This window comes from Levilactobacillus tongjiangensis (assembly GCF_003946345.1).
Classification (GTDB): Bacteria; Bacillota; Bacilli; order Lactobacillales; family Lactobacillaceae; genus Levilactobacillus; species Levilactobacillus tongjiangensis.
On sequence record NZ_RHNY01000001.1, the window covers coordinates 1 to 19991 of the forward strand.

General features: G+C 45.7%; 18 protein-coding genes and 1 riboswitch. Of the genes, 11 read left to right on the forward strand and 7 right to left on the reverse strand.

The genetic code is table 11. The features are described 5' to 3' along the window. The first annotated feature begins 297 nt into the window (after positions 1–297). A complete protein-coding gene (locus EKM75_RS00005; RefSeq protein WP_125690941.1) occupies positions 298–1587 on the forward strand; it encodes a dicarboxylate/amino acid:cation symporter in 1290 nt (429 codons plus the stop codon). A gap of 353 nt (positions 1588–1940) precedes the next feature. Here the strand turns inward: EKM75_RS00005 and EKM75_RS12670 are convergent, their stop codons facing one another. Then, the gene (locus EKM75_RS12670; protein ID WP_164508689.1) at positions 1941–2081 is read right to left on the reverse strand and encodes a hypothetical protein; all 141 of its coding nucleotides are present in this window, start codon (positions 2079–2081) and stop codon (positions 1941–1943) included. 259 nt (positions 2082–2340) lie between these two features. After that, positions 2341–2509, reverse strand: a riboswitch (M-box (ykoK) riboswitch). A gap of 213 nt (positions 2510–2722) precedes the next feature. Here EKM75_RS12670 and EKM75_RS00010 point away from each other — a divergent pair. Next, positions 2723–3286: a peroxiredoxin gene (locus EKM75_RS00010; protein WP_125690943.1), complete on the forward strand. Its 564-nt coding sequence runs from the start codon at positions 2723–2725 to the stop codon at positions 3284–3286. Between the two features lie 54 nt (positions 3287–3340). Here EKM75_RS00010 and EKM75_RS00015 read toward each other — a convergent pair whose 3' ends face one another. After that, positions 3341–3688, reverse strand: coding sequence for a hypothetical protein (locus tag EKM75_RS00015; RefSeq protein WP_125690945.1), 348 nt, complete (start codon positions 3686–3688; stop codon positions 3341–3343). 195 nt (positions 3689–3883) lie between these two features. Here EKM75_RS00015 and EKM75_RS00020 point away from each other — a divergent pair, with 195 nt between their 5' ends. Further along, positions 3884–4525 (forward strand): SDR family oxidoreductase, encoded by a 642-nt coding sequence (locus EKM75_RS00020; RefSeq protein WP_125690947.1) that lies wholly within the window; start codon positions 3884–3886, stop codon positions 4523–4525. Between the two features lie 87 nt (positions 4526–4612). Further along, positions 4613–4876 carry a hypothetical protein gene (locus EKM75_RS00025; RefSeq protein WP_125690949.1) on the forward strand — a complete coding sequence of 88 codons (264 nt, stop codon included), beginning with the start codon at positions 4613–4615 and terminating at the stop codon, positions 4874–4876. Positions 4877–5317: 441 nt separating this feature from the next. Here EKM75_RS00025 and gndA read toward each other — a convergent pair whose 3' ends face one another. Further along, positions 5318–6760, reverse strand: coding sequence for an NADP-dependent phosphogluconate dehydrogenase (gene gndA, locus EKM75_RS00030; protein ID WP_125682314.1), 1443 nt, complete (start codon positions 6758–6760; stop codon positions 5318–5320). A 199-nt stretch (positions 6761–6959) separates the two neighbouring features. Further along, a complete protein-coding gene (locus tag EKM75_RS00035) occupies positions 6960–7391 on the reverse strand; it encodes a MarR family winged helix-turn-helix transcriptional regulator (protein ID WP_125690951.1) in 432 nt (143 codons plus the stop codon). Positions 7392–7472: 81 nt separating this feature from the next. On the opposite strand from EKM75_RS00035, the gene EKM75_RS00040 reads away from it, so the two are divergent. Both EKM75_RS00040 and EKM75_RS00045 read left to right on the forward strand, forming a co-directional pair. After that, on the forward strand, positions 7473–7916 hold the full coding sequence (locus tag EKM75_RS00040; protein WP_125690953.1) for a GNAT family N-acetyltransferase: 444 nt from the start codon (positions 7473–7475) through the stop codon (positions 7914–7916). Between the two features lie 298 nt (positions 7917–8214). After that, positions 8215–10530, forward strand: a complete 2316-nt coding sequence (locus EKM75_RS00045) for a MucBP domain-containing protein (protein ID WP_125690955.1) — start codon at positions 8215–8217, stop codon at positions 10528–10530. 49 nt (positions 10531–10579) lie between these two features. On the opposite strand, the gene EKM75_RS00050 is transcribed toward EKM75_RS00045, so the two are convergent. Beyond that, positions 10580–11422 carry a MurR/RpiR family transcriptional regulator gene (locus EKM75_RS00050; protein WP_125690957.1) on the reverse strand — a complete coding sequence of 281 codons (843 nt, stop codon included), beginning with the start codon at positions 11420–11422 and terminating at the stop codon, positions 10580–10582. Between the two features lie 195 nt (positions 11423–11617). On the opposite strand from EKM75_RS00050, the gene EKM75_RS00055 reads away from it, so the two are divergent. The 4 genes from EKM75_RS00055 to ulaG are packed head-to-tail and all read left to right on the forward strand — an operon-like array spanning position 11618 to position 14827. Further along, positions 11618–12076, forward strand: coding sequence for a PTS sugar transporter subunit IIA (locus tag EKM75_RS00055; protein WP_125690959.1), 459 nt, complete (start codon positions 11618–11620; stop codon positions 12074–12076). Between the two features lie 2 nt (positions 12077–12078). Then, positions 12079–13404, forward strand: coding sequence for a PTS ascorbate transporter subunit IIC (locus EKM75_RS00060; protein ID WP_125690961.1), 1326 nt, complete (start codon positions 12079–12081; stop codon positions 13402–13404). A gap of 35 nt (positions 13405–13439) precedes the next feature. Next, positions 13440–13724: a PTS sugar transporter subunit IIB gene (locus tag EKM75_RS00065; RefSeq protein ID WP_125682326.1), complete on the forward strand. Its 285-nt coding sequence runs from the start codon at positions 13440–13442 to the stop codon at positions 13722–13724. Between the two features lie 29 nt (positions 13725–13753). Beyond that, positions 13754–14827, forward strand: coding sequence for an L-ascorbate 6-phosphate lactonase (gene ulaG, locus EKM75_RS00070; protein ID WP_125690963.1), 1074 nt, complete (start codon positions 13754–13756; stop codon positions 14825–14827). 52 nt (positions 14828–14879) lie between these two features. Here ulaG and zwf read toward each other — a convergent pair whose 3' ends face one another. Further along, the gene (zwf, locus tag EKM75_RS00075) at positions 14880–16367 is read right to left on the reverse strand and encodes a glucose-6-phosphate dehydrogenase (protein WP_125682330.1); all 1488 of its coding nucleotides are present in this window, start codon (positions 16365–16367) and stop codon (positions 14880–14882) included. Between the two features lie 391 nt (positions 16368–16758). Next, positions 16759–18912, reverse strand: a complete 2154-nt coding sequence (locus EKM75_RS00080; RefSeq protein ID WP_164508690.1) for a MucBP domain-containing protein — start codon at positions 18910–18912, stop codon at positions 16759–16761. 181 nt (positions 18913–19093) lie between these two features. Between EKM75_RS00080 and EKM75_RS00085 the strand changes: the two genes are divergently transcribed. Then, a complete protein-coding gene (locus tag EKM75_RS00085; protein WP_125690967.1) occupies positions 19094–19921 on the forward strand; it encodes an aminoglycoside N(3)-acetyltransferase in 828 nt (275 codons plus the stop codon). The last annotated feature ends 70 nt before the right edge of the window (positions 19922–19991 follow it).

The window sequence follows — 19991 nt, forward strand, 5'->3', positions numbered from 1 at the left end:
ACACGGAAGTTAAGCTTCAGCACGCTGATAGTAGTTGGGGGATCGCCCCCTGCGAGGATAGGACGTCGCTACGCGAAGAGTAAGGAATCCAGAGATGGATTCCTTTTTTTATACCATAAAATATACAAAAATCGTAATAGCGTACATTAATATACGAATATTAGAAGAATATACGGTTGAGGTGGTTTTCCAAACGGAAGGCTTGTGCTATTATAGTTGTTATTACAAGATTTAGGGCAACTTGAATTATTAGTCAACTCGTAAGATCTTACATAAGAGAGAATAGGTGGAATGGGAATGAAAAGATATCGACAATATCGTCTTAGCCTAGGTTGGCAGATTTTAATTGGTTTGATTTTAGGGATTATTCTTGGTGTGGTCTTTTATCAAAACAAGATGGCTATCACCGCCATGCAAAACATTGGGAACATGTTCATTGGGTTGATTCAAATGATCGTTCTACCCATCGTGGTGTCCTGTTTAACCGTCGGAATCGCCAACATGGGTGATATTAAGCAGTTAGGTCGAATTGGCGGTAAAACGCTGATTTATTTCGAAGTAATGACTACCATTGCAATTGCTCTGGGGTTGCTGGTTGGGAACATCTTCCAACCTGGTTCCTTCATTGATATTCACCAACTGCAAAGTACCGATATCAGCCAGTACGTATCTTCTGCTAAATCAGCTAAGGATTCGGGTATTTGGGCAACGTTGATGGGAATTATTCCAACTAACATTTTCAAGTCCCTGGCAGAGGGCGACATGATGCCTGTCATCTTCTTCTCCGTCTTCTTTGGGTTAGGAACTGCAGCCATTGGTAAACAGGGGCAAGTCATCACGCAAGCGTTAGACGCCGTTTCCCAGGTAATGTTCCGGGTAACCAACTGGGTCATGCATACCGCACCAATCGGTGTCTGTGCATTGATTGGGGTTACCGTGGCCCAAATGGGGTTATCTGCGCTAGCACCTTTGGGGTATTTCATCCTGTTGGCATATGCCACCATGGTAGTGTTTGTCTTGGTTGTAATGGGGATTGCAGCTAGAATCTTTAAATTTAGTCTCAAGGACCTGTTATTTGTGATTAAGGACGAAGCGGTCTTGGCTTTCTCGACCGCTAGTTCCGAAGCTACACTGCCACGGTTGATTGATAAAATGGATAAATTCGGGGTCAGCAAGGGAATTGTCTCCTTCGTTATTCCAACCGGATATACCTTTAACCTGGATGGTTCGGCTATCTACCAATCCTTGGCGGCACTCTTCTTAGCGCAGGCCTACCATATTCATCTGAGTCTTGGTCAACAGATTACGTTGCTGGTGGTGTTGATGATTACCAGTAAAGGAATGGCCGGTGTGCCTGGTGCCTCATTTGTAGTGTTACTAGCAACGATTTCAACGATTGGGGTCCCAATGAGTGGACTGACCTTTATTGCTGGGATCGACCGTCTCGTTGATATGGGTCGGACGGCGGTTAACGTTGTTGGGAACTCGCTGGCAACGGTTATTATTGCCAAGTCTGAACATGAATTTGATGAGGACAAGAGTCAAAAGTTCTTAGAACATATGAAAAATCGACGGGCTAAAGCCTAATAAATAAAAGCAGCCGTTCAATTCATCAAGAATTGAACGGCTGCTTTTTTGCGTATTGGAACGCTTTGGAATACCAGCTCATCAATAACGCGGGACAACGCGTGCGGGGTGATTCCCATCAGCCCATGGGCAATTGACAGTTGCTATTGATAACCAGTGATTGGTTTGGTATTGGGTTATTCGTATCGACCATTAGAAGTTAAAAACCAACTTATTTGAAACGGCGTCAGTTACTAGTTATTTTCCTCCCCACAGGGTTCCCCCAGCGGTGAAGCGTCGTTACGAGTGGTAACGCTATTCGGACTAGCACGTCAATGCATTGTAGTTGAATAGTGCCGAGAAAAAGACGTAACTCAAGCTTGTGTTTTCCAGGTAAGAGGCTTGAATCCGACTAGCTCACGAACGAGTTCAGAGAAGGCCAAACGAGTTACGGTCGGTTGCAACGCCGACAGCGTTTGGGATAAAGTGGCTAGTCGATTCTGTTTAAAGTCCATTAGTCGAACCTCCGCATCAAGCTACGGGGTCCGGGAAAGGGAAAGCTAAAGTATTGTCCTCCTCAAAGCGTCAACCAAGAGGTGTGAACAGACTGTAACTCTCCCACCGGCGAGTAATAACACGCTCCGGGATCATCTAAAAGTTGCGTTGTCATGTTCAATCACCTCCTTAATGTATTGACGACAGTGACAACTGACGATAAATTAAAAGCGCTTAGCCATAACTAGCTAAGCGCACACCGAAAGACATTTTGTGAACGAATTTAGCTAGTCGTTGAGTTTTAGCACTATACGGCGTAGTTAGTTGTTCATAACAGCTACATTAGAGCAGGCCTTAATTTGACCTGACCAGCTGACTCATTGGCGTTTCTCGACGTTTCTGAGCAGTAGCATTTTCCGTATAGGAGCCTCACCTAACAGCTTCTAATTTATCTATGACTCTAGTCTAACGTATTTTTTTACCAGACGCAAGCAAAACCGTTCATACCCATTAAATAATAATTATTATAACTAACTAATCGCCCAATCCACCAAGATATTTGAGGTTTTAATCTCTAGTTTAGAATGGTTATTGATAAAGATGCTTAAAACAGTTATGCTAAGAGTGTACCGCAACGACATAACTGAAGGGAGTCGTTCATATGAATTTCATTGGTTCAGCATTACCAGATTTTTCGGTCCAAGCGTTTCAAAACGGGGAGGTTACGACCCTAACCCCGGCTGATTTAAAAGGACACTGGTCAGTTTTGTTCTTCTATCCCGCAGACTTTTCATTTGTTTGTCCAACGGAGCTGGGGGATCTAGCCGAACACTATGCTGCCTTTCAAGCACAGAATGCAGAAATTTATAGTATTTCAGAGGATACAGAATTTGTTCATCAAGCTTGGCACGAACAGAGTCCAGAGGTGGGCCAGGTAGCCTACCCTATGATTGCCGATCCAGCCGGTCAATTAGCGCGGCACTACGAAGTGTTAGATGAGTCTGCCGGTCAGGCGTACCGCGGGGTCTTCATCCTAGATCCACAGGGGGAAGTCCGGTCATACACCATCAATGACATGGGAATTGGCCGCAATGCTAGTGAAATTCTGCGGACGCTAACGGCAGCACAATTTGTTGCTGAGCATGGTGACCGGGTTTGTCCAGCTAACTGGCATCCTGGTGATGAAACCTTAAAGCCAGGAACGAACCTCGTTGGTAAAATTTAACTGTTAATAAAAAAGGATTGTCCTTTGGAGGCAATCCTTTTCACGTATATAGCGTTATTTTCCTTCTGGAATCCCAACGTATTGCTGTTTGTACCAACCGTCCCAAGTGAGGTCCTTGAGGGCACCACTGGCGCTGTACGCCAAGTTAACGGTCTTAAGAATTGTGAGGAATAAGTCTGACTTATTCGCCAGTACACCAGCAACTAACTCATCGGGTGAAAAATATTTATTAGAATAAAGGTACATGTTAATGTCGTTCATGGCATAGTCAACCTTGAACTGAGATAAGATTTCCAAATCATTGGTCCGGTAATGCCGAATGTAAAAGTGAGCAAAGTCACTCAGTGCTGTCTGCCGGGCGTTCTCATCTAGGTCGGTAATCGTTAAATCTTCGTTTTGCAAAATTGGAGACCTCCTCAAAAATTCTAAACTGCGTCGAGTATCGGTCAAAGTCGGTCGGTGCCCTTAAGTCCATTATGGCACATTTTTTTGATTCATGATGAGTTGCGGCGTATTTTTTTAGTGTTTAACGGCTAAGCTAGACAAATTCCTAGTGTATAATGTTTAAGTGATGATTGAGAAGGGAGTTACTGACAAATGCGGGTATTGATTGTTGGTGCCAACGGCCAAGTGGGACGCTTGCTAGTCACTCAGCTTTTGGCAAAGGGGGATGAACCCATTGCCGGGCTACGGCCTGATGAGGATGGCGAAGACTGGGAGGATTTAGGCGTTGCGGTACGCCGCTTAGACTTGTTAACGAAGCCGGAACACATTGCGAGTGCTTTAATGGGCGTCGATGCCGTGGTATTTGCGGCAGGGTCTGGTGGTCGAACGAAGGATGACATGACGTTGCTGATCGATTTAGATGGCGCAGTCAAGACGATGCAGGCTGCTGAAATTGCTGGTGTTCATCGATTTATTATGATCAGCATGCTGTTTGCTGAGGATCGTAACCGGTGGGCTGATCCCCTGAAATCACTCTACGTTGCGAAATTTTATGCCGATAACTGGCTAGTCCATCAAACTAATTTAGCGTACACCATTGTGCAACCTGGCGCGCTATCCTTCCATCCAGCGACTGGCAAAATTCAGAGTGATCCACTAGCGGTTGGGAGTATTCCCCGCGCGGATTTAGCAGCCTTCATGGTGGCTGCTCTCCACGCGCCTCAAACCATAGGCAAAACGATTCCACTGTTGAGCGGTACGCAGTCAATCAATCAGGTTATTAATCAACTGTAGGCATAATTGTTGCATACTATGGACGACTTTGCTAAACTATAAATAGTTAGAAATGCCCCTCAGATTTTTGCTAAGGAGGTTACGGTTATGACTGAGAACATGGTATTGGCCCCGCCGCAAGCCCTGGAACTAGCGAAACACCTTGATGAATGGGCGAAATGGCGACAGACGGTTGACCGGACGACGGCGGACTTAGATTGGAACCAGTTTATTGAAAAAAGTCGGGAGAAGGCAGAGTGGGAAGCCGGCTTAGCAGCTGAAATTGCCCACTGGGAGAGCCTCCACGCGATTCAAATGGCATTGACGGATAACTTAGCTGGTGTGACCCACGGCGGCCACACACGGCAATAATTATCCAATAAACAGTAAAGAAAAATAAAAAATGCTAACCGGTTGGTTAGCATTTTTTGGTGGGCAATTTAGATCATGGCGCTAACTTTTTAGGAATGCGCAGGCCTACTTCCGTTTGGCCGACTGCTTTTCTAATTCTTTGAGAGGACCGATTCTGTTCGTTACCCAAAGAGGAACCAGACAGGCCTAGCCAACGATTGCGGTAGAGAATAGGTTGTGAGTAGCAGTTGACGAATTGGCCCACCAGGGGTTAGCAATTAGAGCGCCAATGGTAATAACGTTGCATAGTAGTGTCGGTAACTAAGTTGGGTGAATTACTGTGCTGAGCGTGCTTGCAGAGTTGGCTGACCAGCATTCTGGATTCCTGAATTAAGTTCAGTTACAAAAAAGCTCACGACCGAGATGGTCGTGAGCTTTTCAAGCTTACATTTAAAATTGATTCTATTGTTCTTCGTACCAGCTGTAATGGAAGTTTCCATCGCGGTCGTTACGTTCGTAGGTGTGGGCACCAAAGTAGTCCCGTTGTGCTTGTAACAAGTTAGCAGGCAAGACTTCAGCACGGAAGCTATCGTAGTAAGTGATAGCAGCTGACAGACTAGGAACGGGGATGCCGGCTTGAACAGCCATAGCAACCACGTCACGAATGGATTGTTGGTACTTAGTGGCAATATCCTTGAAGTAGCTGTCGAACAATAAGTTGGTCAGCTTAGGATCCTTGTCAAAAGCATCGGTGATGTTTTGCAGGAATTGGGCACGGATAATGCAACCGCCACGCCAGATTTGTGCTAATTCACCGAACTTCAAGTCCCAATCGTTAGCTTCAGAAGCGAACCGAAGTTGTTCGAATCCTTGGGCATAACTCATCAACTTACCAAAGAAGAGGGCTTGACGAACTTCTTCAACAAACTTGTCCTTGTCACCAACGTCAACGTTGCTTTGCTTTTCAGCAGCTGGCAAGTACTTAGAAGCCTTGACACGTTCGTCTTTTAACATCGAGATGTAACGGGCGTAAACGGCTTCGGTGATAACTGATTGTGGAACCTGAACGTCTAAGGCGTCTTCGGAACTCCACTTACCAGTCCCTTTGTTGTTCCCACGGTCCTTGATAGCGTCGACGATTGGTAAGTTCTTGTCGTCGCCCAAGTCATCTTTACGGGAGAGGATATCGGCAGTGATTTCAACTAAGTAGCTGTCCAATTCACCCTTGTTCCATTCTTTAAAGATGTCGGCCATGTCATCAACGGAGATACCGGCAACGTTACGCATGATGTTGTAGCTTTCATCGATCAGCTCTTCATCACCGTATTCGATACCGTTGTGGACCATCTTAACGTAGTGACCAGCACCGTTAGGGCCAATGTAAGTAACACATGATTTGCCATCTTGAGGGGCCTTAGCTGCAATCTTAGTTAAGATTGGTTCAACTAAGTCGTAAGCTTCTTTTTGGCCACCAGGCATCAGTGAAGGACCTTGTAAGGCACCTAATTCACCACCGGAAACCCCCATACCAATGAAGTTGATCCCGGATTTGTCGAGTTCTGCGTTCCGCGCCATCGTGTCGTGGAAGTTGGTGTTCCCACCATCGATCAGGACGTCACCTTTGTCTAACAGTGGAAGTAATTCATGAATAACGGCGTCGGTTGGCTTACCAGCCTTAACCATCAAGAGAATCCGCCGTGGCGTTTCCAGTGATTTGACGAAGTCCTCAACTGTGTAGCTAGGAACCAACTTCTTTTCGCTGTGGTCTGCCATAACTTTTTCCGTCTTGTTAGATGAACGGTTGTAAATACCAACGGTGTAACCGCGGCTTTCAATGTTCAGGGCTAAGTTTTTGCCCATAACCGCCATACCAACAACACCAATATTTGCTTTTTGATCTGCCATTAGTAACCTTCCTTTGTGTTTAAAATTAGGAACGACTTTCCATCCATTAGTGTAGCATTGAACAATATAAAAGGAAAATCATTTGACCCCATTCTTGAAAGAAATTTTTCTTTTTCAAAAGTCCATTTACAAATGACAGCGGTTACTTAACGATGGCCCTAGTGGTGGGCTAAGTCAGTAAATTATGGGCATCACGGCGCTACTTTTGTTCATGCTGGAAGTTACGAATATTTGCGGCCACTTTACCCAGTAGTTCTTCGAGGAGGGCTTTTTCTCCAGTGGATAAACCAGCGGTCCCGGCGGTAAGGATGGATTGCTCGTATTTCCTGAGGGCGGGATACATGGCCTGGCCCTTAGCGGTGGCCTTGAGTAAGCGTAATTTCTTATTGTGGCTGTCGAGTTGACGTTCAACAAAGTCGTTGGTGGTCAACTTACGAACGGTTCGCAGACAGGTGGAAGGGTCAACGTGTAATTGATCAGCTAACTCAGTTTGGGTGATGCCGGGGTTCTCAACGATTCGCATTAAATAGATAAATTGGTTGCTTTGCAAGTCGTCAGGCTTAAATACCCGATTCCCGATAACGGCGTTGGCCCGGGCAATCAATCCGATGCTTCTAAAATAATTTTGCATAAGTTTTCCTCCGATAGTTGCGTTTGCAATTAAAAGGTGTCATAATATAGCTATATTATAACACAAAGTGAGTCTTATATTATGATTAAATGGTTAACTTACGGCTTGGAAGATATGTCCGCCATGGATTTATATAAAGTTGCATATGAACGTATTGAGACTTTTGTAGTCGCGCAAAAACGTATTTATCAAGAAATTGATGACGTTGACCCCGTGGCTCGTCATATTCTGGGCTATCAGGATGGGGAATTGGTAGCTTACGCCCGGGTCTTTATGGACGGGGATCACGTCACCTTTGGTCGGGTTTTGACGGCACCGGAACATCGTGGCGAAGGGTTAGGTCGTCAATTGATGGCTCAGATTGAGGCCGAAATCAAGCGGAGCTTCCCAGGCGAGCCAATCAGTATTGAAGCCCAGGTCGACAAGCAACATTTTTATGAAAAATTTGGTTATCAAGTTGAAGGGGATATGTTCCTGTTTAACAGCACGCCGCATTTGCAAATGATTAAAGCGGCATTGGTTTAAAGTGATAGTCGCCCATCGCTGCCTAGAGTTCTGGCCGAGATTGTACCCAGAGCAATGGCGGCCGGTATTGTGGGCAGCGAATAAATAGATTTGTTAAGACGCTGGCTGCTGGCTGACGTCTTTTTTTGGCCGAAAATTATAGCAAAATTAGATTGCGGACAATTAAATTTCACGTGACGTAGGATTCGGTTTATTTTATGGGCAAATGGCCACTTTCTCGGTGGTATCAGGTACAATGCGGGGGTCAGTGGGGGACTGAATGGCAGTTCCCACGGTAATGCTTTAGGGGGAGGATATTATGAATAAGAGAAGTGACATGAAGGTTCATTATAAGATGTTTAAGAGCGGGAAGGCGTGGGTGTTCGCGAGCATCACGGCTGGAATTTTGGCCGTCAGTTTTGGGAATGTGACTGCCCAGGCGAATGAGCAGAACATTTCAAAGGCTACCACGGAGGTTGAAGTTACCCAGACGGTTGCCGCTGAGCAAGCCGATGCGGCTGAATCGGAAACGGCCGTCACTGGAAATGAGGCAACGCCTGAAGTACCAGCGACAACGATGACCGTTGAATCCACCGCCAGTAGTGAGCCAGGGGATGCTGCCATGTCCGAGGCGCAACCAGCTGTAGCAGCACCGGCGACATCGACTGCTGTTCCCGCATCGTCAGTGGCAGATCAGCAGCCCGATACTGTAGCGCCAGCAGCCACGACGCGACCAGCTCAGGCAATGACGGTCGTTGAATCCGCGGCTCCGGCCAGCGCCACACCAGAACCAACGACGCGCCCCGCAAATGTAACCGCTTCATCCGTGGCAAATCACTCGGGGGCTGACCATACGATTGCTGCTGTACCGCTAGTGCAGGCTGAATTAGCTAAGCCCGCGACAATTCAATTAGCCCATAGTAAGGACACGGCGACGATTGATTTATGGATGCCTAATAAAACGTTGCAGCAGGTTATTTTATTAACCCTGCAGGGGTTGAATGGTGTGGACAAGACCTGGGATAGTGTTGCCGACATCACGCAGAAAGATTTGGCGTTGTTGAAATCATTAAATATTCGTGGTTTTAAAGGGTATTCGACCTATATTGACGGTAAGACAGAATTTTCGATTGAGGGGCTCGAGTACGCAGTTAACTTGGAAAGTATTGATATGGGGAATGACTTTAACGCATCGCCAGGCGCCTATTTTGGGGACTTAGTGGACATCAAACCGTTGGCCAACTTGCAACACCTGACAACGGTGGCATTACAGGGAAATCGGATTAAAGACGTGACACCGCTAGCGAACCTACAGAACGTGACGTCATTGACCATTTATTACAACCACATTCGGGATTTTTCATCGTTGAAGGGTAAGCACTACGACGAGTTTAAAAACTTTAGTCAGTTTATTTTGCTGGACCAGGTAATGATCGATCAGGCGACTCAGACTGGTCATCTGCAGATCCAATGTTTAAACGCCGATGGCTCTGTGGCGCCCTTGGCGGTTTACGGGAGTGTGGTTGGTGAGCCGGTCTTCAATGACCCAGAGGCCGATGAACCGCTCTATCACTTTTATTATGTGGGCGGGAATGCCGTAGCGGATGGTAACGGGGGGCTGAACTACTCATATATTCAGCCACAAAAGCCAGGCGTGACGGAATCGCCAGCTCCAGGCTTTGGAGTGGCACCGCTGGCAGATTATTATTATTTGACGGGGGTAAACCGCCCTGCTGGTAGTAGTATTCCCAATTTTGTTGTGATTCAACCTTATGCAATGTCGCATACCGGGGCAAACGTAGTCGTTCACCATCAGGATACGGCGGGCAACCAGCTGGCACCGGATGAAACCTTGACGGCCGGATTGGTGGGTGAGAACTACAACACGGCGGCGGTAACCATTCCCGGGTATACGTTGACGGCGACACCAGACAATGCGACGGGCCAGTTTGGCGAAACGACCATTGATGTAACTTATGTGTACGCTCAGGACAATGGGGGAACGCAGGTTAAGCCACCAGTGGTGACGCCACCAGCGACTCAAACGACAGTCACGGTTCACCACCAAACGGCGACTGGACAGACGGTGGCGGCTGATCAAGTTTATGCGGGGAAACCGGGGATGGCTTACACCACCCAGGCAGCCCAGCCGACGGGGTACGTCCTGCTGACAACGCCCGCCAACGCACAAGGGACGTTTGGTGACACGAATATTACCGTGACCTACATTTACGCACCTTTGCAAACGGATGGTGGTGGCGACCAGGTAAATCCAGGGGAGACGCCGGGAACTCCCAATCCGGATGGGGGTCAGCAACCGCAACCGGGCGACCAGGGCAATCCAGCGGGGCCATCAACTGGCACTACGGGGGATACTGGTGACCATGTACCAGGAGCTGATAACGTCGCGATTGGTGGCGGTAGTGCTGGCGTAACGAGTGAAACGACAGGGTCGGTACAACTGGCACACCAGCATTCATCGACAGCGATGACTGGTTCCGCAGCTACTACTTTACCGGATCACCAGGCCACAACGTTGCCGCAAACAGGAAATCGACAATCACCGGCAATTTGGGGAGTTGCTTTATTAATCAGTGTACTAGGGCTATTTGGACTGAAGCGTCGGGTTAAATAAATAAAAAAATCGTGGCTCTTCAAATTGATGAAGGTCGCGATTTTTTTATTTATTGGTGTTTTTTGAGAATGACCTGGCGGATATCTTTCAAGACGTTATCGGCCGCGTCGCCAAAATATTGTGCAGTCAGCATGTATAGGCAATCATTTATCGCCAACTGTGATGTTAATGATAAGAGCGCTTCTGATCGATAGCGAGAATCTTCGGAGATTGAAAAGAAATTTACGTTACCAAAGTCAGCTAAAGGTGAGTTGGGGAAGCTAGTGATGACGATAATGGGGACATGTTTATGTTTTAAAGCTCGTGCAATATCTAAGGTGTCGGTGTCGTTACCAGTATGGGAGATGACAACGGCACAATCATCTTTGGTTAGTCTTGAGGCTTGCATGAGAGCTAGGTGATATTCGTCATCGTGTAGAACTGTTAGTGGTACTCGTAGAAATTTATGATAAGCGTCAAGAGCAACGATATTAGAGCCACCAAGTCCAAAAAATTCAAGTCGGTCTGAATGGACGATGTAATGAATAGCCCGCTTAAGATCGTCTTCGTTCATCAAGTCAAACGTGCCATTCAAGGTTTCAATATTTGCATCTAGCGTTTTTTTGGCAACCATCATAGGCGTATCGGTGTCTGATATTTCCTGAATAATTGGCGTATCTTCCTCCATCTGATTGGAGAGCGCCCATTTTAATTGGGAATAGTTTGTGTATCCAAGTTGCTTGGCAAAACGGGAGATGGTGGCAACAGACACGTGACAATCAGTTGCCATTTCGGTAACTGTCTTCGAAGAAGCGTTGGTCCCGTTGATAATGATGTAATCGGCTATCCGTTTACTGCTTCGACCCAGTTCTGGATATATTTTTTTGATACGTTCGATAATGCTAAGTTCCATATTTAATTCTCCCTTAAGTATTCGCCAGTGAGTTTGTGTCATAACCTTAACATTTGAATTTCTGTTTTTCCACCTTGCAATGAAAGCGCTTATGAGTATAATCGAAAATGTAAAAAAGAATCAAATAATTTGTTTTAATAATGACGAATATTTACATAACGTTTCGGCTTTTATTCATGTAAGGGGGACTTATAGATGGCTACAAATCCAAATTTATCGATTGACCAAGTCCAGTTAAAGGTTCATGCCGATGATTGGGAAGATGCGATTAAGGTTGCAGCACAGCCGTTAGTAGATAGTGACAATATTACGGATGGTTATGTGAACGCAATGATTCAATCGGTTAAGAAATTGGGACCGTATATTGTTATTGCACCGGGATTAGCTTTAGGTCATGCTAGACCTTCAGCCGATGTTCATCGGACCGGCTTTGCCATTGCAACGCTGCGTGATCCCGTGAAGTTTGGGAACAAAGATAATGACCCCGTTGATTTAGTCGTTATTTTAGCCTCCGTTAGTGATACGGATCATTTGGCCTTATTACAAAAAATTGTGGCATTTCTTAATGAACCAAGTAATTTGAAGGTTTTGAGAAATGCAACGACCTCTGTTGAAGCACAGAAAATCGTCAATCAAATTAATGGGGGGAACTAGACATGCAAGTGATAAATTTTTTGGTTTACCAGGTTCTTAGCAACGAAACGATTTTTCTAGGCTTAGTTGCTCTGGTTGGTTTGCTATTACAACGAAAAAAATTCCCGCAGGTGATTGATGGCACCGTAAAAACTGTCATTGGTTTGACAGTCCTTTCTTCTGGTGCTGGTATTCTAATTTCTTCATTGTCGCCAGTGGTTACGAAGCTGAATTCAACACTACATGTTAAGGGTGTTTTGCCAACTAACGATGCTGTGTTTGGAGTCGTGTTACGGTTTAGTACGATTGCAAAAGATACGGTTATTACGTTTTTGCTGGCGTTCTTCCTACACTTGATTTTAGTTAGAGTTACCCCAGGTAAGGACTTTAAAAACGCATATTTAACAGCTCACCTGATGCTTTATCATGCAGCCTTTATGAACGTTACGTTACCAGTGGTTTTACACACAAATGGTTTTTGGACCGTGGTGGTTGGAACAATTTTAAACGCCATTTACTACACATATTCACCTGCAATTCCACGAATCATTTCTCGTCCGTGGATGCATGATGTTTCAACGTTAGGGTTTATGGACCAAGTGGGGTCGATTCTTGCCCACTTTATTGGTAAGTGGTTTGGTAGCTCAAAGCCAGAGCAAGATGCTGATAATATGAAGCTCCCTAAGTGGGCCTCAATGTTTCGTGACAACACCATTGTTCTATTCTTCTTGATGCCAATTATCTTTATTGGTATTGGGTTAGCTGTTGGCCAGAGTGGGATTCAATCCTTAGCTGGAACTGGTCCTGATGCGACCAACTGGATCATGTGGCTGATTATTCAAGGATTTACGTTTACTGCTGGGATTGTTATCTTACTGTCTGGGGTTCGGATGTTCATCGGTTCAATTGTCCCAGCGTTTAAAGGAATCTCTGACAAATTCTTGCCAGGCGCCATTCCAGCTTTGGATGCACCAACGATTTTTCCTTACTCACCAATGGGTGGTATGTTTGGTTTCTTAGGTTCCACGGTTGGTTGTATTATTGTTACTTTTGCGACAATCCTGCTCCATTCACCAGTGATTGTTTTTCCAAGTCCTATCATTATGTATTTTGATGGTAATGTCATGGGGGTATTTGGTAACAAGGCTGGTGGTTGGCGTGGTGCAATTATGGCTGGGTTTATCACAGGTATTATTTCTTCAGCCGCAGTCATTTTGTTCTACCCACTGACCGGTGCCGTTTACGGTAGTGGATTAACTTGGTCAAACATTGACTACGCCGTTGTTTGGATGCCATTGATGTACTTATTGAAGTTGATTCGGACGTTAGTTGTTGGCATGATTCTTTAAAAAATATCTCAGAATAAAATTTGGAGGGTTCTATCATGAAAATTATTGCGGTATGTGGTTTAGGTGTTGGTTCCAGTGTTATTGCTAAGATGAATATTGAAAGTATTGTCTCGGATGAGGGGAAAGACGATGTCACTGTTGATACGATTGACTTGGGAAGCATTCGTAGCGCACCTGCAGATATTTACGTTACGACGCGTGAACTTTTTGATAACTTTCCAGAAGAGTACAAGGCTAAAACGATTGTTCTGACTAATTTTGTAGATAAGAACGATATTAAAGCACACTTGGACCCTAAGATGGCAGAACTTCAAAAGTAACGCTTTTACGTGAGGAGCATGAATAAACAATGACAGTAGATAACGTAAATGATGTGACTGAGCAGACTTGGAAAGATGAAGTTTTTCCCGAGTGGGGAACGTGGCTAAACGAAGAAATTGACCGAACTAAGGTTGCTCAGGGTAAGTTTGCAATGTGGTGGCTGGTCAACATGGGAATCTGGATTAAGTCTGATCATCAGACTAGCATTGCTATCGATTTGTGGTGTGGTACTGGTAAAACGACACATGATAAGCCGGATATGTCTCCGCGCCATCAATGGTCCCGACTGACTGGTGGTCGTAAAATTCAGCCCAATTTGCGGGCACAACCGATGGTAATTAATCCGTTTGCGATTCATAACTTGGATGCATATCTAGTTACCCATTTTCACCATGACCACATTGATATGAACGTTGCGGCAGCGATTCTGCAAAACGTTGAAGAACCGATTCCCTTCATCGGACCCAAGGATGTGGTTGATCAGTGGTTAGATTGGGGAGTGCCAGCGGATAGATGCCAGGTGGTCAAACCAGGCGACGTCGTTAAAATTAAGGATGTTGAAATTGACGTAACCGATTCTTTCGACCGTTCTGTCTTGATTACTGATCCGGATGAAAAGAATTTACCGGATGATAGTCAGGTGCCAGACATGGATGAGCGAGCCGTTAACTACGTCATCAAGACGAGTGCCGGCAATATTTATGATGCTGCCGACTCGCACTACTCATCCTACTTTGCCAAACACGGACAGGATTTTGATGTCGATGTTGCTGTGGTAGCATATGGAGAGAATCCAATCGGTGTTCAAGATAAGATGACCTCAGTAGATGTTTTGAGAGCTGCAGAAGCCCTACAAACAAATGTTGTTATTCCTTTACACTGGGACGTTTGGTCGAACATGCTTGGTGATCCCACAGAGGTTGAACAAGTTTGGAAGATGCGCAAGGAACGTTTCAATTATAAGTTCCATCCATTTTCATGGTTACCAGGTGGACACTTCATCTACCCGGACGATAAGGATAAGCTCGAATACTATCATGAACGTGGTTTTGAAGATTGCTACACACACGACATTAACTTACCGTATAAGTCATTCCTATAATTAGCAAAAAACCGCTCATCGAAATTTCGATGAGCGGTTTTTGCTTTTATGATTAGTTGTTCAAACGGTAGATCCATTCACGGTGGTCGCGTTGAATTAATTCTTCAGCAGCGGCTGGTCCCATTGAATGTGGCGTGTAGTTAGGGAATTGTGGTTCTTGTAAGTCCCAAACACGACGGATTTGGTCAACGAACTTCCATGCGTAGGAAACTTCTGGCCAACTGGAGAAGTTGGTCCCATCGCCGTTCAAGACGTCATGAATCAGACGTTCGTATGGTTCTGGCGTATCCTTGGACTTTTCAGCATCAACCAAGTAATCCAACTTGATTGGTTCCGTTGAGAAGCCAGTGTCGTTCGTCTTGGCGTTCAATTGTAGTGAGAACCCTGCGTGTGGTTCAACAAAGATCGTCAAAACGTTGGCAGCCAATGGCGTGTTTTGTGATTGTGGGAAGGCAAAGATATCAACTAATGGACGCTTGAAGACAACGTCAACTCGTGTGAACTTGTCAGCTAACATCTTACCAGTCCGGACGTAGAATGGGGTACCTGACCAACGGTAGTTATCAAATAATAACTTACCAGCAACGAAGGTTTCAGTCGTTGAATCAACTGGAACGTTGTCTTCGTGACGGTAGTCTGGTTGGTCGTTAACGGCACCGTATTGGCCACGAACGAAGTTAGTTGCGGCGTCAGCAACGTTGTAGACCCGCAGGCTCCGTAAAGCTTTCACCTTTTCAGCCCGGATATCAGTATCCGTGAAGGCAACTGGTTGTTCCATGGCTAACAGAGAAACGATTTGCATGATATGGTTTTGAACCATATCACGTAAGGCACCACTGTTGTCATAGTAGGAAGCCCGTTCTTCAACCCCTAATTTTTCGGACAACGTTACTTGGATGTTATCGATGTAACGGTTGTTCCAAAGGGATTCAACTAAGGTGTTCCCAAAGCGCAAGGCTTCAATGTTTTGAATCATTTCCTTACCTAAGTAGTGGTCGATCCGGAAGATTTGGTCTTCTTCGAAGGACTTGCTTAAGGCATCGTTTAATTCTTTAGCAGAGTCGTAGTCACGGCCAAATGGCTTTTCAATGACCAGACGGTTGAAGGCGTCTTTGTTCGTGGACATCAGACCTTGTGTCTTCAAGTCTTGGGCAATAGTACCGAAGAATTGTGGTGCCATGGACAGGTAGAAGATCCGGTTGCCGTCTAATTTGTACTTCTTATCAAGCTTGTCAGCGGCGTCCTTTAAGACGGAGTAGTGAGCAACGTTCGTAACGTCATGTGCTTGGTAGTAGAAGTGAGAAATGAAGTCAGTTGCTTCCTTAGAATCTGACCGGTTACCGCTATCAGCCAAAGACTTCTTGATAGCTGCCCGGAACTTTTCGTCGTCGAGTGTTTGACGAGAAGTCCCGATAACTGCGAAATGGGACCGCAAGTTACCCTTCCGATAGAGGTTGAACAGACTTGGGTAGAGTTTCCGGTAAGCTAAGTCACCAGTACCACCGAAGAATACGAATAAAGCTTTACGTTCAGTTGCCACGAGATCGTCACTCCTTAAATTTTAAGTACGTTATATGAGTAGCATCTACAAATAGAAAAAACAATGATTAATCGGTTAGTCAGTGTGGGAGCAAAACCACACTGAGTCCGCGAGTTATCTAAACGACTGTCTAGACCACTTCAAAAAGGAATTATACACTACTTCACCGTGAAAAGCTAACTTTTTAAAGCAAGAATTTTAAATTTGGACAACCGGTTGCAACGCTGAAGAAACAACGTTTTCAGTAAAAATTCATTTTCATGAAAACAAATCATTTTATGTGAATTGCAATGGAAACGCCTTTCGCCAATCGCTTAAAATGAAATCGCTAACACTTGTAGTCTAGCAGAAAACCCCGTCACTGCAAGTGTAACGGGGCGGAATGCTGAAATTAATTTCTTTTAACGTAGGTCTTGCCGAGCCAAGAGAGACTGAGCAAGCTAGCTAACCCTAATAAAACCAAGAATGAGGTTGATCGGTCACTCGTCTGGGGTAGCGTTGTTTGGGCCTTTGTGGTGCGCTTGGGATTTGAACGAGTGGGGGATTTCTGAGTAATGGGTAATTGAACGACTGGCGATTGAGCAGTCTGAACATTGGCTGCCAAGGCAACACGGTTTTGCTTGGAAACCGACTGCTCTGGACTGAGGGCTGCTTGGGTATCGTCGATTGCGTCGGCTGAGCCACCATTGACGACGATTGTTGCAATTTCCTGTTGTTGGGGGTGGCTCACTGGCTGTGTTTGAGCAGCAGGCGCTGTTGCGGCAGTTGCTGCTATTGTTTGTGTGGTGATCTGTTGAGCGATGGTTGCGGCTGTCGTGGTGCCATGGTCGTCTGTACTATCGGTGTCCTCGACTGGCGGCGTCGGGAGATTACCCGTAATATCAAAGCCAGCGATTGGTGAGGTCGGTGTTGTTGGGGTAAGCGCCTGCTTCTTAAAGACCAGTGTGACTGCTTGAGGATCAAGCGTGTAGACTCCTCTTAATTTAGCTGCTTGACCGGCGACTAGTTGGTAGTCCTTAAGTTGCGTGAGGGCGGTTAAATCATAAGTTTCGCCCAATTTGGCAGCTGCACCAAGGCTAACGTCGTTCTGCAAAACGCTTCCAGCTTCATCTGTAAAGGAGATAGTCACAGTTGGTGAGGCCTGCCAGTTGGCTAAGCGGAAGATCCGGGTATCGTAAATCAGCTCAGCTCCTCCTGCATACGTAGCTTTAATGTACGCAATATTTGGCGAGGTAGTTCCCCGAATAAAGCCAAGCTGACCGTATGTGATGTATTTAGAGAAGCTAGCACTCGTAATTTGCTGAGGATTATCAAAATAGATTTGACCATTGTTGAGGTTAGTAATTGGCGTATAGGTTCCTACGTCAGCGGTATTAAAGGAGTAGGTTTTGCCGTTCGCTAAAAGTTGTCCATCCAAACCGTAAGATTCGTCGGGGATAAGCGTCACTGGCTGACCAATAACAACGTTCACTTGATGATTACTGTAGAAGGATTCGCCGATTGCCAAGATTTGTGTGTCGGCTTTGATACCGCCTAGTGGAGAGAAGTCGGACAGGTTATTTCCAGAGAGATCGATTTGACTGAGCGGTGTCATACCTAGTTGATAGCCATTATTGCCAATGATGGTTAGCCAGGGTGCTAACAAGGCTAACTGACGATTCTGTAAGGCTTGATAATCATTGGAATAGATATTGCCTCTGAGAGCAAAGCGGGCAATTTTAGTGGGATCGATTCGGGTGAGCTGGTTCAGCATGTCGTCACTAAGGTAGCCGGAATAGTAGTCAGTGATTGAGAGGTTAGTGAACCGTAGATTAGTTAGCGGTGTGAGATCAAAGTAAGGAGAAGCAGTTCCGTCAGACTTAATTGGAGAGTATGTCAGGGTTAGATCAATCAGTGCAGTTGAGGGTAGGTACTGAAGGGCGTCTAATCCACTCATGTCGTTGATAGTAGCCAGATTTAAGGTTAAGGTGGTTCCTTTGAATTGCCGAATAGCACCAACGGTTAGGCTACCGGTTGTTGTTAAGCCTAACGCAGACTTAACGGCTGCGGTTAAACTGGCATCCTTAATTGTTACGATCTGATCATCAGCGGGAGTTGCCGCTTTCAGCAATGCTGACCGGTTAGGCTGGCGGATGGTGTTTTCTGCTGTGACAGGAGCTGGCGTATCAGAATTGACGGGATTTTTTGGTGTGATTGGTGGTGTGGTCCCTTTGTGACTGTCGCTGGTTGTTTCGTCATTAGTCACTGGCTCAGTCTTAGGCTTGTTAGTTGAATCGTCAATCTGGTTATCCGAATTGGTGTTTCTTAAATCGCTACTTGAGTTGCTAGGAGTTGATGAGGTCAGCACTGCTGATTTAGTTGGAGCTGAACTAGTGTCCTCTTTAGGAGAACTAGTCTCACTGTCTTGGTTATCTGGGATTGAATCTGCATGGCCAACGGTGACCGTTCCGCCTCCTAGCAGGATTCCACTGGCTATTGCAGCAAGTACCCAATGTGTTTTTAGAGATAAAGGTTTAATATATCCATGATTACTGCTGACTATCATGCTGATCCCTCCCATAAGTTATTTACATGATTAGCATACCCTGGTCGTAGAGTGGTTACTACACCAGAATATCCATTATATAACCATATTAAATTGCTACAGAATTAACAGCGCAAATAATTTTGATATCTAAATAAGCAGGCGTGCTAAAATAGGCGTAATTTAGAAAAGAGGAATGCCTATGAAACAGCCTTGGTATCAACAGCCAATTACCACAGTGACCACCTATACTGATTTAATGACCCTCTTCCAAGAGTTGGGTTTACAAGAACAGGATACTTGTCTCGTACATACGTCGTTAAGTGCTTTTGGATTTATTCCGGGTGGTGAACAGACACTAATTGCGGCTTTGAAAGCTGGTCTGGCGAAAGGCAATATTGCCATGCCGGCTCAGTCATCTGATTTATCTGACCCCCATGAGTGGATCAATCCACCGGTTCAAACGGCGCATCAGGATCAAGTGATGGCGGCACTGCCAGGCTTTGACCGACAGCTCACGCCGTGTCATTTGATTGGCGCGTTACCGGAGTATTTTCGCAGCTTACCGGGTACGCAACGAAGCGGCCATCCAACCTGTTCGATGACCGCTTGGGGTGTTCAGGCACAACATATTTGTGAAACAACAACCTATGATCTGCCCTTCGGTGCCCAGGGACCGCTTCAAAAGTTATACGACTTGAACGCGAAAGTCCTCTTCTTAGGGACTGATTTTGAAACGGGAACGGCGATTCACTTGGCTGAATCCACGTTGCCGCGGCCGGTTTTTGAAGAACGAGCGCCGATTCAAACGGCCGGTCAAAAGCAATGGGTGTCCTTTAAAATGGTGGAGTTGGAGCCCTATGATGATTTCAATGAAATGGGTGCGCAGTTCATGGCAGCTAAGCCGGAGAGTGTGCGGCAGGCAGCCATTGGAAATGATCGGACGGCGCTGGCCTTTTCAATGCGCGATCTAGTCGACTTCGCCCGTGAATACTACCGGCAGCGGGACTTAGCTGAGGGCTTGAATTAGGTGGGCTTCGGCGTTGAATTAGGGACAATCGGTAGTGATTAATTCGACAGCAATTTATTATGATGGCTAA

Coding starts and splice junctions, on each gene's coding strand:
- EKM75_RS00080 (WP_164508690.1), bottom strand. CDS start 18,912: ATGATAGTCAGCAGTAATCATGGATATATTAAACCTTTATCTCTAAAA.
- EKM75_RS00035 (WP_125690951.1), bottom strand. CDS start 7,391: ATGCAAAATTATTTTAGAAGCATCGGATTGATTGCCCGGGCCAACGCC.
- EKM75_RS12670 (WP_164508689.1), bottom strand. CDS start 2,081: ATGGACTTTAAACAGAATCGACTAGCCACTTTATCCCAAACGCTGTCG.
- gndA (WP_125682314.1), bottom strand. CDS start 6,760: ATGGCAGATCAAAAAGCAAATATTGGTGTTGTTGGTATGGCGGTTATG.
- EKM75_RS00065 (WP_125682326.1), top strand. CDS start 13,440: ATGAAAATTATTGCGGTATGTGGTTTAGGTGTTGGTTCCAGTGTTATT.
- EKM75_RS00050 (WP_125690957.1), bottom strand. CDS start 11,422: ATGGAACTTAGCATTATCGAACGTATCAAAAAAATATATCCAGAACTG.
- EKM75_RS00025 (WP_125690949.1), top strand. CDS start 4,613: ATGACTGAGAACATGGTATTGGCCCCGCCGCAAGCCCTGGAACTAGCG.
- EKM75_RS00085 (WP_125690967.1), top strand. CDS start 19,094: ATGAAACAGCCTTGGTATCAACAGCCAATTACCACAGTGACCACCTAT.
- ulaG (WP_125690963.1), top strand. CDS start 13,754: ATGACAGTAGATAACGTAAATGATGTGACTGAGCAGACTTGGAAAGAT.
- EKM75_RS00020 (WP_125690947.1), top strand. CDS start 3,884: ATGCGGGTATTGATTGTTGGTGCCAACGGCCAAGTGGGACGCTTGCTA.
- EKM75_RS00060 (WP_125690961.1), top strand. CDS start 12,079: ATGCAAGTGATAAATTTTTTGGTTTACCAGGTTCTTAGCAACGAAACG.
- EKM75_RS00055 (WP_125690959.1), top strand. CDS start 11,618: ATGGCTACAAATCCAAATTTATCGATTGACCAAGTCCAGTTAAAGGTT.
- EKM75_RS00010 (WP_125690943.1), top strand. CDS start 2,723: ATGAATTTCATTGGTTCAGCATTACCAGATTTTTCGGTCCAAGCGTTT.
- EKM75_RS00005 (WP_125690941.1), top strand. CDS start 298: ATGAAAAGATATCGACAATATCGTCTTAGCCTAGGTTGGCAGATTTTA.
- EKM75_RS00040 (WP_125690953.1), top strand. CDS start 7,473: ATGATTAAATGGTTAACTTACGGCTTGGAAGATATGTCCGCCATGGAT.
- EKM75_RS00045 (WP_125690955.1), top strand. CDS start 8,215: ATGAATAAGAGAAGTGACATGAAGGTTCATTATAAGATGTTTAAGAGC.